Here is a 12,189-nt window from a genome sequence, read left to right on the forward strand (position 1 = left end):
CCTTCCTCGGTGAAGCGGTTCACCGGCGGACGGGGGAAAACCCATGCCCTTGAAGGCTGTGTCGCTCATGCCGCCCACGCGCCCCTCTGCGCATCAGCAGGCAGATCATAGAGCCGCCTCATAGCGATGTAGACCGGATATTTGGGCAAAATTACCAACGCATAGGTGTTAGCGATCTCATCTTGTCAGAGTAATCGCCGTCCCGATCTAATCATTTAGAAAGGCAGCCGGGCGCAGCCGGCCGCTTCCCGACCGGCTGCAATCAGCGGGTTACGTGTGGTCGGCGAGGGAGCGAATCATCTCGCGCAGGCGCGCCACGAGCAGGATCTGCCGCTGCAGATCCTCCAGGCGACCGTTGCAGGCGCTCCGCGGGTCTTCCCCGTCGCGGGGCTCGCCGGAAGGCGAAGAGGAGGCGATTTCCATCGCCCGGAGGCGGCGCCCCTCGAGCCCTCTCCTTTCGGCGACGAGCCCCGTTTCGACCTCGTCCAGGATGCGCATCAGCCGCGTCATGCGTTGCCAATCGGCATGGCGGTCGTAGTTCGGATTGCGCGTGCGGAAATCGGTCGCCATGGGTTCTCAAGGGTCTCTATGCTGCCGCCTGGTTGCGGAACGCGGGCTCGTCCGGCACCGGGTGCTGCAGCCGCGCGCCGATGATCTGGTGCATCCGGGCCTTGAAGTTGGCTTCGCTGAACTGGAGCGCGTGGTCGCGGATGAGGTCGGGCCGGAAGGTCCGTTCCATCGACTGGAAGCGACGCACTCCTTCCACCAGGCCCTGCACGGTCTGCTCGTGGAAGAGAACGCCCGTCCGTCCCGGAACGATGCTGTCCAGGGCGCCGCCCCGGCCGTAGGCGATGACGGGGCGCCCGCTCGCCATGGTCTCGACCGGCACGATCCCGAAATCCTCCTCGCCGGGGAAGACCAGCGCGCGGCAGCGCGACATCATCTCCTTCAGCAACGGGAAAGGCGCGTGCCCGAGAAAGGTGATGGTCGGACCGGCGATGCGCTTCAGCTTCGCCAGTTCCGGGCCTTCGCCGATCACCACGAGGTTCTCTCCCATCCTCGTGAAGGCCTCGACGGCCAGATCCGCGCGCTTGTAGCCGACCAGCTGGCCGGCCAGGAGGAAATAGTCCTTCGTGGCGGCGGCCGGCGCAAATTCGTGCACGGAGACCGGCGGGCTGACGATGGCGGCGTCGCGCCGGTAGTATTTCTCGATGCGGTCTGCGACATGCCGCGAGTTGGCGACGAACTGGTCCACCCGCGCGCTGGTCGTCACGTCCCACGCCCGAAGGGGAGGGGCGAGCACGCTGAGCAGCGAGCGCTTCAGTGCGCCCGAGCCCGCGCGGTAGAAATGATAATGGTCCCATAGATAGCGCATGGGTGAATGGCAGTAGCAGATATGCACCGCCTGCGGGCCGGGAATGACGCCCTTGGCGGGTCCCGATTCGCTGGAAAGGACGAGATCGTATCCCGAGAGGTCGAAGCTTTCGAGCGCGAAGGGCATCAGCGGCAGCAGCGACTGGTAGTGCTTCACCGCGCCGGGGATCTTCTGCAGGAACGAGGTGGTCACCTTGTGGCGCCGGATCTTCTCCGAGACCTTCTTCTCGTCATAGATCAGGGTGAAGATGTCGGCGTCGGGATACATGTCGCAGAACGCCTCCACGACCTTTTCCCCGCCACGCATCGATACCAGCCAGTAATGGACAATCGCGACCCGCAAGATCATCTCCCCCAATATCGCCCCAATTGGCAATGATGGGCAGAAAGGGCGGAAAGAGACACGCTATCCATCCCGACTGTCCGCTCAACCGAAAGTTCAGCCGGTCGGCGCAAACGGGCGACCCCCTCCTCCGATCGGTCCCCGATCCCTCTTCTGCCTCCCTCTTCCTACGCCAAAGACGCAGGTGACCCGCCGATTCTCCCCGAAAGTGAGTAGGCGTCTCGGTATTTACCCCGTCGGGATTCGAACGATGATCACCGGGAGGCCGGGGCTCCCGCGTCCTTGCGGTGCCCGGGTGTGGCATAGGGGGAACTTTCATGTTGATGATCGGCGCAGGCTGGTATGAGTCGTCCGTCGTCTTGCGGCGGGCGGTCGGCGTCTTCCCCGCATTCCTGGCACTGCTCCTTCTCCTGTGGCCCGCCTACGCTCTCGCGGAAGAAACTTTCGAGCTGCGGCCGCAGACGCGTGTGAAGGTCACCGTCCTCGAATGGGTGTCGACGCTCGGCGAGTATCGTGAGTGGACCCCGCTCAACGGCGAGTATGTGATTTCACAGGCCGGCTCGATCTCCGTGCCCCTCGTGGGAGAGGTTCATGCGAGCGGGCGGACGGCGCGGGACGTGGCCGACGAGATCGCGCAGGCACTGAAGCGCCAGACCGGTCTCGTCGATCCGCCGGCGACGACGGTGGAGGTCGTGCGCTTTCCGTCCATTTATGTGAATGGCAGTGTCGATCGGCCCGGCGAGTTCGAGTACCGGCCGGGCCTCACCGTGCTCCAGGCGCTTGCGATGGCCGGCGGGCGGGTGCGCAGGACGGATACCCTCGGCGGCTATTCCGAACTGGAGCAGATCCGCTATATCGGCGAGCTCGGGCGCATCGAGCTGGACATGAAGCGCAACGCCGTCAAGCAGGCGCGCCTGCGGGCCGAACTCAACGGAAAGACGTCCATCGAGCTTCCGCCCGAGATCGGGAGCGCCAGTCCGAGCGGCGCCGTCGCGGCTGTCCTGGAAGAGGAAAAGGCGATGTTCGGCGCGCGGAACGAGGCCTTCGCGCGGCAGCTTCGCTCGCTCGAGGAACTGGCCTCCCTCTTTGCCGAAGAGATCAAGGTGCTCGACGAGAAGATGGTCGCACAGGACCGGCAGGTGCAGATCGCCGAGGCGGAGCTGAAGGACGTCGCCAAGCTCGTCGACAGCGGCACGGTCACGCGGTCGCGGGAAACGGGCCTCGAGCGTATCCTGGCCGATCTGCAGAGCGACAGGCTGGATCTCGCCGTGGCTTCCATGCGCGCCAAGCAGCGGCAGAGCGAGACCGAGCGCGACGTGGTGAACCTGAAGAGCCAGCGCAAGACCGAAATCGTGCGCGACCTGCAGATCGTGAATGCGGAGCTCGAGGCGCTTCAGCTTCGGCGCGAGATCACGCGACAGCTTCTCGAGGCCACCGGCGCCTCCATCTCCCGGCGCGGCATGCAGGCGATGCTGGAGGAGCAGCCGCTCAGCTTCACGATCATCCGCGGCGGCGAGGGCGGAGAGACGATCCAGGCATCGCCCGGCACGCCGCTCGAGCCGGGCGATGTCCTGGATGTCCGCCTGGATTTGACGGAAATGGCGAGCGGGGGTCCGTCCGCCGCGGCGAGTGCTTCTGCGCTGGGCGAGTTGCTTGCGCGATAGAAGAGAACATGCCCGACAGGGCTGAAGGGAGCGGACGGACATGGTGATCCAGGAGATCCGTAAATTCGGCGGCGACCGGGGCGGCGCCGGGGCGGGCAAGGACCATATCTCCTTCCGCGACCTGTGGCTGTTTCTGCGCCGGCACATGCTGATACTGATCCTGGCGACGCTCGCGGGGATCGCGCTCGGCGCGCTTTACATGGTCAAGACGGTGCCGATCTACTCGGCCGTCGCCCGTCTGGTCATCGATCGCGAGCAGGCGCGGATCGCCTCCCAGGATGCCTCTACCGGCACGATCATCATCGAGGCGGCGGAGATCGCCAGCGAGGTGGAGATCGTGAAGTCGGAGGCGATCGCCCGTTCGGTGATCAGGGAACTCGACATGATCGACGACCCGGAGATCCTGGAGGCTCGTTCGTGGCGCTCGGCGCTCCGCTCCGCGGTCACCTCGGCCTTTTCCTGGGGTGCCGAGGATGCCGAGGATGCGGACGCGCTTCTGGATGAAGAAGCGCAGATGCGCCGCACCATGGCGGGCTTCCTCGCCCGCATGTCTGTTCGGCGCGTCGGACAGTCCTACGTCATCGAGATCGGCTACACGTCCACCGACCCGGTGAAGGCGGCGCGCGTCGCGAACGCGATCGCCCAGGCCTATATGCGGGCGAGTCTCGAATCGCGGTCCGAGGCGCTCACCCGTGGCGCGACCTGGCTCGAAAGCAGGCTGGTGGATCTCGGCCAGCAGGCGCATGCCGCCGCCCTCAGTGTCGAGGAGTACCGGAACAGGAACGACATCACGCAGATCGGCGAAACCACCTCGCTCGATCATCAGCAGGTGGCGGAGATCAGCTCGCAGCTCCTCGTGGCGCAGGGCAACACGGCGACGGAAGCCGCGAAGCTCGCGACCATCAACCGGCTTCTCGCCGGCAATATGAGCGAGGGCTATGTCGGCGAGGCCTTGAACAATACCGAGATCGTCAGGCTGAGGGAGGATCTGCGGGCCGCGACCGTGAAGATCGAGACCCTGCAGAGTCGCTACGGCCCGGAAGGGGCGGCGGTGCTGACCGCCAAGGAGGAAATTGCGCGGCTCGAGGGGGAGATCCGCCACGAGCTCGTGCGCATCCAGGGCGTTTACAAATCCAACCTGGAGACGGCGGAGACTCGCGAGAAGCTGCTGCGCGACCAGCTCGACGCGCTGAAGAAGACGGCCGCGGGAACGAACCTCGCCCGCGTGGAACTCGCGGAGCTGGAAAGCCGGGCCACGACCTATCGGCGCATGTATGAGAGCCTGCTGCAGCAGCTCATCGGCGCTTTGCAGAAGCAGTCCTTCCCCGTGGGCGATGTGCGCATGGTCACGGCGGCCACGCCGCCGCTGTCCAAGACCTGGCCCAAGACGACGCTCGTCATGCCCTTTTCCATGCTGCTCGGCTTTGCAGCCGGCATCAGCCTGGCGGGGCTGCGCGAGGCGATGGACCGCCGCGTGGGATCCGGGCAGCGGCTCGGCACGGAACTCGGCCTGCCCGTCCTCGGCCGCGTACCCACGACCGATTTTTCGGTGGCGGGAGAGGGGCTTACCCCGGCGGAGGCGTCGATGCGCTACGTGCTGGAAGCTCCCTATTCGGGCTTTTCCGAGACGCTGCGCAGCGTCAAGAACTCCATCGACGCGATGTTCCCGCCGAACAGCGCCATGGTGATCGGCGTCACCTCGGTCAATGAGGGCGAGGGGAAGAGCACGATCGCGGCCAATCTCGCCCAGCTCTACCTCAACGAGGGCATCCCGGCGGTCCTGGTGGACGCGTGCTTCTCGGATCCGCATTTGAGCCGCCTGGCCGAAGCCTATGGCGACGAGTTGGGGCTCAGTGTCATCGAGGCGCCGATCGCCAAGCCCGAGCGTGCCCGGTCTTCCGCGGCCAAGGCGGCGGCGCAGCGTTCGGGCGAGCTCAAGGAAGCGCGCACGCGCGTGGTGGCGGAAAAGACCGATCTCGCGCCCCTGGTCCCCGTGCTCACGGCGGAACAGGTCAGGCGCTCGGCCAATCCCGCCCAGCGGTTCGCCTATATGCCCGCCCTGAAGACGCAGCTCGAGCTTTTGCGGCGCCGTTACAGCGTCATCATCCTCGACCTTTCCGCCTTCGAGAAGTCGGTCGATGCGCGGGTGGCCAGCACATATGTCGACGGTCTGCTGCTCGTCCTCGGCAACCACCAGAAGATGACGGTCGAGCGCCTGGCCGACGCGCTCTCAACCTTCGGCAAGTCGCGCGTGGGCATCCTGGGCGTCATCTTCAACCGGAACATGAACAGACGCGAGCAGCTCGCGTCGGCGTTCGGGCAGGCCAGGTCCTCATATGCCGGCCTTGCGTCGTCCTGGAGGCAACTCGATGCGAAGGTCAGTGAAAAAATCTGGCAGCGCTGAGCGCCGGAGCCGCATCGCGATCGGGATCGCGACCAGCGGCAGGCGCGACATGCTGAGCGCCCTGCTGCCGTATCTCTCGCGGCAACGGCGCCTGCCCGACGAGATCATCATCTGCGCGGCGGACGAAAACGATGTCGACATGGCCGCGCTGGAGGAAAGCGGGCTTGTGATACGCGTCCTGTTTTCCGAACGCGGGCTGTGCCGGCAGCGGAACCGGATCCTGCGCGGCGCGCCCAGTGCGGACATCCTTCTGTTCATGGACGACGATTTCCTGATGGCGCCGTCCTATCTGCAGGAGATGGAGCGGCTCTTCGCCTCCGATCCGCGGGTCGTCATGTGCACGGGCACCGTGAAGGCCGACGGCATCACCGGCCCGGGCCTCACGATCACGGATGCGCTGGCGGTGCTGGACGGAGGGGAGGAGCCCTTGGAAAGGTCGGGACCGGACGCGCGATCGACCTATAACGGCTATGGCTGCAACATGGCCCTGCGCATGGAGACGGTTCGCGCGCATGGCCTCGCATTCGACGAGAACCTGCCGCTCTATGGCTGGCTTGAGGATGTCGATTTCAGCCGGCAGATGGCCCGCCATGGGAAGATCGTGCGTTCCGGCAGGTTGATCGGCGTGCATCTCGGCACCAAGTCCGGTCGCACCTCGGGCCTGCGCTTCGGCTATTCGCAGATCGCCAACCCGGTCTATCTCGTCCGCAAAAGGACGATGAGCGTGCGCCACGCCTCCGTGCAGATCGCGCGCAACCTCGTCGCCAACACGGTGAAGCTCTTCGCGCCGGAGCCCTGGGTCGATCGGCGCGGGCGCTTCCGTGGCAATCTGCGGGCGCTTGCCGATCTCCTGCGCGGGCGGCTCGCCCCCCAGAACATCCTCGCGTTCGATTAGCCATGGCCGACCCCAAGCCGGATCGCGTCGTCATCATCAATGACCGGTCTGCCGCGATCGGCGGCGCGTCGAACCTGTCGATCCTGCTGCGCGAATCCTTGCGCGAAAGGGGTGTGTCGGTCACCTTCTTCGCGGGCGACAGGGCCGATCCGGCGGATGCCGAAGAAGACAGCATCAATCTCGGAGCACGGCCGCTGCTGGAGCGGGGCCGGCTCTCCGCCTTCGCCGGCGGCCTCTACAACGCGCCGGCCTACGAGGCCCTGAGCCGCTTCATCCGGGCTTCCGACACACCGTCCACCATCTACCACCTGCACGGGTGGTCGAAGATCCTCTCCCCCGCCGTTTTCCGGGCGCTGGGCAGCGTTCGCGCGCGCACGGTCCTGCATGCGCACGATTATTTTCTCGTCTGCCCCAATGGCGGGTTCGTGAACTATCCCGGGCTCTCGGTCTGCAAGCTCGCGCCGATGTCCGTCGCCTGCCTCGCCACCCAATGCGACAAGCACGGCTTTCACCAGAAATTATGGCGCTCCACGCGCCACGCGCTGCGCCAGACGCTGTTCGACATCCGCCGCCGGCCGGCGCATATCGTCCTCGTGCATGATGCCATGCGGAGCTATTTCGACCGGGCCGGGGTGGCGGGCGAACATATCGTCACCGTGCGGAATCCCGTCGAGCCCTTCCTGAGGGAGCCGGCCGATCCGGGCCGGTCCCGCGATTTCTTCTTCATCGGCCGGCTGGAGCCCGAAAAAGGCTTCGAGGACGCCGCCCGCGCCGCGCGCATGGCGAATGTCACCCTGCATGTCATCGGCGACGGCGCCGGGCGCGGTCTCCTGGAGAGGTACTATCCCGAAACCGTCCTGCATGGCTGGCGGAAGCGGGAGGAGATTGCGGAGCTCGTGCGGCATGCGCGCGCCGTGGTCGTCTCCTCGCGCGTGCCGGAGCCCTTCGGCCTGGCCGCGCTTGAAGCGCTCGGCAGCGGTATCCCGGTGATCCTCCCGTCCGAAGCGCTGCTCAGCCGCGAGATCGTCGAGGCGGATTGCGGCCTGAGCTTCAAATCGGGGGATGTCGAGGGGCTCTCGGCCGCCATGCGGGCGCTCGCAGATGACGAGGAAGCGGCCTGCCGCATGGGGCGGAACGGCTTCCGCGAAGCCCGTCATATGGGCAACACGCCCGAGAGCTGGGCGGACGCCTTGATGAGCCTCTATGCCGGCGTGCTCGAACAGGCGCGGCTCGCCGCAGCCTGAGCCGCCGGGCTTGTCCTCGATGCCTAACACTTTCGGATACGAAGCGGGAAAGATGCGGCCGGGGGTCGGCAGCGTGGCGTGGGCACGCCGTCGGAGGAGTAATGGAGTTAGCGCGGCGCATCGAAATATCTGTGCTGATAACCCAATAGAATTATAGGCGCACACCCGGGCCCGCGATAATATTTCATCCGTAGCTGACGACGCGGTCGGCGGGGATAATCATTGGGGATCGCCTATGCTTTCTGCGCTAGACGGCGCGGTTCGTGATTCGGTTCGTTCACGTATCCGGAATAGAAGAAGTATCGGCGATGTCGCGAAGGTCTTGATCGACTTTATTGCTTCTTTTTTTGCTCTTGTTTTCCTTGCTCCCGCGATCGGCGTCATATGTGTTCTTCTATTGCTCCAGGACGGCCGGCCTCTGATCTATCGCCACAAGCGGATCGGCCGGGACGGACGGGTGTTCGACTGTTTCAAGTTCCGCACGATGCGGCGTGACGCCGACAAGGTCCTGCAGGAGCTCCTGCAGGCCGACGAAGCGGCGAACCGCGAATGGAAGGCCTATCGCAAGCTGCGCCGCGATCCGCGCATCCATCCCCTCGGGCAGTTCCTGAGGGTCACCAGCCTGGACGAGATCCCGCAATTCCTCAATGTCCTGCGGGGGGAGATGAGCATTGTCGGTCCGCGGCCCGTGGTGGAGGAGGAACTTGCGCTCTACGGCGACCGCGCCCACTGCTACCTGTCGCTCACGCCCGGCATCACGGGCCTCTGGCAGGTCTCCGGGCGCAACGATACCTCCTATGACGATCGTGTGGAGCTCGATGCGCGCTACCACGCCACCCGTTCGTTCTCGCTCGACGTCTGGATCATGTGGCGTACGGTCGGCGTGCTTCTCCTCCAGCGCAACGGCCGCTGAAAGGGCTCAGCGGATGAAGGCGATCAGGATGGCGATCCAGAACAGAAAGCAAAACAGGATAACGAGCCAGCGCGCGACGATCCTGGGGCTCAGGGATTTAACCGACCATGTGGGGAAGATGCGCCCCAGCAGTCTTTCCTTGCCCAGTTCCCGCGCCATTCTCTCAGGATCCGAGCTGGGGGCTGTGCCTGCGGGCCGCGTGGCCCGGGCGCATGCCTCTTGCCGAGGCGGTTGACCACCATGCTTCACGTCTCGGGGTGCGGCGTCTCATACGGCGGCTTTCGAAGCTTTCCTCGCGTCGACGGGGCACGAATCACCGTCAACCTGCGGCAGAATCTAGCCGATGAACAGGCAACCGTGAATACAGGGGGGCCGGGGAAGCCTGTGGACACCCGGACAAGGAGCGGGAATGGTGGCTGATACGGACCGGCTGGCGGGGGAGCGGGCGCCGAGGCGCGGGTTCTCCCTGCGCATTCCTTCCATCATCGGGAGCGGCCTCTGGGCGCTTTCTGCAAAGCTCGTCTCCCAGGTGGCGCAGCTTGCCACCTTCATCATCGCAGCGCATGTGCTCACGCCGGCGCAGTTCGGCTTCTTCGCCTTCAGCTCGGCCATCGCCGTCTTCCTCGTCATGCTGTCCGAAGGGGGGTGGGCCGAATTCGTGATGAAATCGGCGGAAGGGGAAGCCCGGCTGGATCAGATCGCCAGCATGTCGCTCGTCAGCGGGCTTTTGTTCATGACCGTGGGGCTTGCCGCTGCCGACGTGCTTTACGAGGTCTTCGCCATGAGATGGGAAGCCTCGCTCCTTGCGCTCTTCTCCTGCTGGATTCTGCCCTCCGCGCTCACAACGGTCTATGACGGCGTGCTGGTCCACCGCGGACGACTGCGCCAGCAGGCGATGATCCGCATCGCCGCCGAGGCGGTCGGCCTTGTCGTCGCGGTCTTCGGGCTGCGCGCGGGCTGGAATGTCTTCGCCCTCGTGGCGGGCCGCCTCGTGATGCAACTCGTCATCCTGTCGGGCTCCGTGGCCGCGATCGGCTTCCTCGGGCTTGCCAGGCCTTCCGGGCCGGTTTTGCGGGATGTGCTGAAGTTTTCGCGGCAGATCATCTTCAACCGCCTCATCGTCTTTCTCCGCTCCTATTCGGGAACGCTTGCCGTCGGCGGCTTTCTCGGCCTCGCCGAGGCCGGGTATTACCGGGCGGCCGAGCGCATCGTGGCGGCCTTCTCCGAACTCATCGGCGAGCCGGCCCGCATGCTCGGCTGGATCGTCTTCCGCCGCGCCCGGGAGGAGCAGGAACAGGCGCCGGAAGGGGGAGACCCGATCGCGCGGGCCGGCGGCACGCTCTTCCCGGCGCTCATCGCCGTCGCCGCGCCGGCCTATCTGGGGCTGGCGATCGTCTCCGACACCTTTGTCGAGATCGCATTGGGCGAAGCCTGGAAGCCGGCGGCGCTCCTGGTCGGCATCCTTGCGGCGAAGCAGTTCCTGCTGGCGCCGAGCTATATGTCCGAGCCGCTGCTGTCCATCCGCGGCAAGCTGCGCGCCCTTGCGCCGGTGTCGCTTCTCAATGCGATGGTTTCAGTGGGGCTGATCCTCCTGCTCTCCTCCTTCGGCGTCGTCGCCGTGGCGCTCGGGCAATGCCTTGCCGCCGCCATCGCCCTTGCCACCTCCATCTGGCTGCAGCAGCGCCATGGCGGGGTGGACTGGCTGCGGATCGCGCGGAGCAGCGCCCTTCTCCTGGTGGCGATCGCGGCGATGATGGCGGCCGTCTTCTATCTGGGCCGGGTCGCCGGCTCCCTGGAGTTGCGCCCGATCTTTGCATTCGCGATTCAGGTGGCCGCCGGCGCGATCGTCTATCTGGCGGCCGTCCTGATGCTTTGGAAGTTCGCCGGCCTGGCCTGGCTGAGCTGGCCCCGGAGGCACATCGATGACCCTGCCTGACATGCTCGCGCGGCCCCGCCCGCGTCCGCTGCCGAAGCTTGCCAAGGCCGGCATGCGGATGTCGCTGGTTCCGCTTCGGGTGATCCGGGGGAGGCTGCGTTATCTCTCGCCTTTCCCGCGCCGGTTCTCCGGAGCCTATCCCTCCCACGCCGAGGCGTTGCGGGCCGCCTCGCGCCGGGGCGTGGCGGGGTATGATCACGACGAGGTCGCCGACGTGGCTTTCGAGAAGATGTGCCAGGTCGCGCCATGGGACTATCCCGTTCTCTTCTGGCTGCGCCGCCTTTCGGGCGAGGTCGTCTCGCTCGTGGATGCGGGTGGCCATATGGGCACCAAGTACCGGGCTTTCTTCGACCTCCTGCCGGTTTCGCCCGATCTGCGCTGGACCGTCTATGACGTGCCGGCGGTCGTGCGCGCCGGCCGTCGCCGTGCGGAGGCGGACGGCCTCCAGGGGCTCGAATTTGTCGAGCGCCTGGAGGATGCGGATGCCGCCGATCTCTTTCTCGGGTCGGGGCTCCTGCAATATCTGGACGTTCCCCTTCCCGATCTCCTCCGCCGCATGCGCCGGCTGCCGCGCCATCTCCTTCTCAACAAGGTGGCGCTGCGCGCGGGGCCGGGCGTGGTCACGCTCGAGCGGATCGGCACGGCGCTGGTTCCCTACCAGATCAGGAACGAGGCGGATTTCCTGCGCGAGGTGGAGACGCTCGGCTATGTCCTCGTCGACCGCTGGCATATCCCGTCGCTTTCGCATGTGATCGAAACGCATCCGGAACTCGGTGCGAGCAGGAGCGAGGGCTTCTATTTCCGGCTGCGCTGATGACGCACCGGCACCCGCCGTCGCATTCAGCGCCATCCCACGAGCACGGAAACCGCTTCAAACGGGAATGGAATTCGCCCCTCCAGAATCTTTTTGCGACGCCAACCCTCTGTTCCCACTCGCTATTCTCTGTTTCGCCACTCGCTCGTCGCACTGTTTTTCTCCCCACCGCCTCCGCCCGGTTTATTCTTTCCCCATCGCTCTCGCGGGAACCGGATGCGCACCGGGTGTTCGGGAGGGCGGCGGAAACCTCCCTCCCCAGGATCGGAACCCGGGGATCCGAGGGCCCGCGACAGGCCGGCGGTGCCGGGGCGGTGGGTGACAGACGCCGTTTCCGGAAAAACGGATGCTGGTGAGAGACGGCATCGCGGAAACCGCGGAGAAGCCGCTAGGGCTCTCCTTCGGCCCGGCAGAGACCACCCCCTTCATTGGGTGCAGCCGGGAAGGAGAAGGGTCCGAGTGATCGGCCGAGGTCGGGACAGACTCCGGCGGGGCGCATTGGGAGCGCCTTTTTAATTTTGTGGCGTGAACAGTGCGCCCCGCTTCCCAAATTCTCTGCAATGGCCAGACGCGAAAGCGGGCGTGGCAATGGTGAGGCACGG

General features: G+C 65.8%; 10 protein-coding genes. 7 read left to right on the plus strand and 3 right to left on the minus strand.

The annotated features are described in order from the left end of the window. Positions 1 to 270 precede the first annotated feature (270 nt). Together PVE73_RS05815 and PVE73_RS05820 are read right to left on the minus strand one after the other, a co-directional pair. Positions 271 to 570, minus strand: coding sequence for a hypothetical protein (locus tag PVE73_RS05815; RefSeq protein WP_277366040.1), 300 nt, complete (start codon positions 568 to 570; stop codon positions 271 to 273). 16 nt (positions 571 to 586) lie between these two features. Continuing rightward, positions 587 to 1,717, minus strand: a complete 1,131-nt coding sequence (locus PVE73_RS05820; RefSeq protein ID WP_277366041.1) for a glycosyltransferase — start codon at positions 1,715 to 1,717, stop codon at positions 587 to 589. A 317-nt stretch (positions 1,718 to 2,034) separates the two neighbouring features. Here PVE73_RS05820 and PVE73_RS05825 point away from each other — a divergent pair, with 317 nt between their 5' ends. From PVE73_RS05825 to PVE73_RS05845, 5 genes are all read left to right on the plus strand, one after another. Continuing rightward, positions 2,035 to 3,381 (plus strand): polysaccharide biosynthesis/export family protein, encoded by a 1,347-nt coding sequence (locus tag PVE73_RS05825; protein WP_277366042.1) that lies wholly within the window; start codon positions 2,035 to 2,037, stop codon positions 3,379 to 3,381. 40 nt (positions 3,382 to 3,421) lie between these two features. Next, entirely contained in the window at positions 3,422 to 5,785 is a 2,364-nt protein-coding gene (locus tag PVE73_RS05830) for an exopolysaccharide transport family protein (protein WP_277366043.1), read from the plus strand. Beyond that, entirely contained in the window at positions 5,751 to 6,680 is a 930-nt protein-coding gene (locus PVE73_RS05835) for a glycosyltransferase family 2 protein (RefSeq protein WP_277366044.1), read from the plus strand. The genes PVE73_RS05830 and PVE73_RS05835 overlap by 35 nt, the downstream gene beginning before the upstream one ends. Positions 6,681 to 6,682: 2 nt before the next feature. After that, positions 6,683 to 7,924, plus strand: a complete 1,242-nt coding sequence (locus PVE73_RS05840; RefSeq protein WP_277366045.1) for a glycosyltransferase family 4 protein — start codon at positions 6,683 to 6,685, stop codon at positions 7,922 to 7,924. 235 nt (positions 7,925 to 8,159) lie between these two features. Then, positions 8,160 to 8,837, plus strand: a complete 678-nt coding sequence (locus PVE73_RS05845) for a sugar transferase (protein WP_277366046.1) — start codon at positions 8,160 to 8,162, stop codon at positions 8,835 to 8,837. A gap of 6 nt (positions 8,838 to 8,843) precedes the next feature. On the opposite strand, the gene PVE73_RS05850 is transcribed toward PVE73_RS05845, so the two are convergent. After that, positions 8,844 to 8,996 carry a hypothetical protein gene (locus PVE73_RS05850; RefSeq protein ID WP_277366047.1) on the minus strand — a complete coding sequence of 51 codons (153 nt, stop codon included), beginning with the start codon at positions 8,994 to 8,996 and terminating at the stop codon, positions 8,844 to 8,846. 250 nt (positions 8,997 to 9,246) lie between these two features. Between PVE73_RS05850 and PVE73_RS05855 the strand changes: the two genes are divergently transcribed. Then, on the plus strand, positions 9,247 to 10,773 hold the full coding sequence (locus PVE73_RS05855; RefSeq protein WP_277366048.1) for an oligosaccharide flippase family protein: 1,527 nt from the start codon (positions 9,247 to 9,249) through the stop codon (positions 10,771 to 10,773). Continuing rightward, positions 10,760 to 11,587 carry a methyltransferase, TIGR04325 family gene (locus PVE73_RS05860; protein WP_277366049.1) on the plus strand — a complete coding sequence of 276 codons (828 nt, stop codon included), beginning with the start codon at positions 10,760 to 10,762 and terminating at the stop codon, positions 11,585 to 11,587. Before PVE73_RS05855 ends, PVE73_RS05860 begins: the two co-directional genes overlap by 14 nt. Positions 11,588 to 12,189 lie beyond the last annotated feature (602 nt).

Origin of the sequence: Chelativorans sp. AA-79, from assembly GCF_029457495.1 — a bacterium.
Lineage (GTDB): Bacteria > Pseudomonadota > Alphaproteobacteria > Rhizobiales > Rhizobiaceae > Chelativorans.

Bases quoted from the DNA above. Each gene is read 5' to 3' on its own strand.
- PVE73_RS05835 (WP_277366044.1), top strand. From the start codon at position 5,751: ATGCGAAGGTCAGTGAAAAAATCTGGCAGCGCTGAGCGCCGGAGCCGC.
- PVE73_RS05850 (WP_277366047.1), bottom strand. From the start codon at position 8,996: ATGGCGCGGGAACTGGGCAAGGAAAGACTGCTGGGGCGCATCTTCCCC.
- PVE73_RS05840 (WP_277366045.1), top strand. From the start codon at position 6,683: ATGGCCGACCCCAAGCCGGATCGCGTCGTCATCATCAATGACCGGTCT.
- PVE73_RS05860 (WP_277366049.1), top strand. From the start codon at position 10,760: ATGACCCTGCCTGACATGCTCGCGCGGCCCCGCCCGCGTCCGCTGCCG.
- PVE73_RS05845 (WP_277366046.1), top strand. From the start codon at position 8,160: ATGCTTTCTGCGCTAGACGGCGCGGTTCGTGATTCGGTTCGTTCACGT.
- PVE73_RS05830 (WP_277366043.1), top strand. From the start codon at position 3,422: ATGGTGATCCAGGAGATCCGTAAATTCGGCGGCGACCGGGGCGGCGCC.
- PVE73_RS05815 (WP_277366040.1), bottom strand. From the start codon at position 570: ATGGCGACCGATTTCCGCACGCGCAATCCGAACTACGACCGCCATGCC.
- PVE73_RS05855 (WP_277366048.1), top strand. From the start codon at position 9,247: ATGGTGGCTGATACGGACCGGCTGGCGGGGGAGCGGGCGCCGAGGCGC.
- PVE73_RS05825 (WP_277366042.1), top strand. From the start codon at position 2,035: ATGTTGATGATCGGCGCAGGCTGGTATGAGTCGTCCGTCGTCTTGCGG.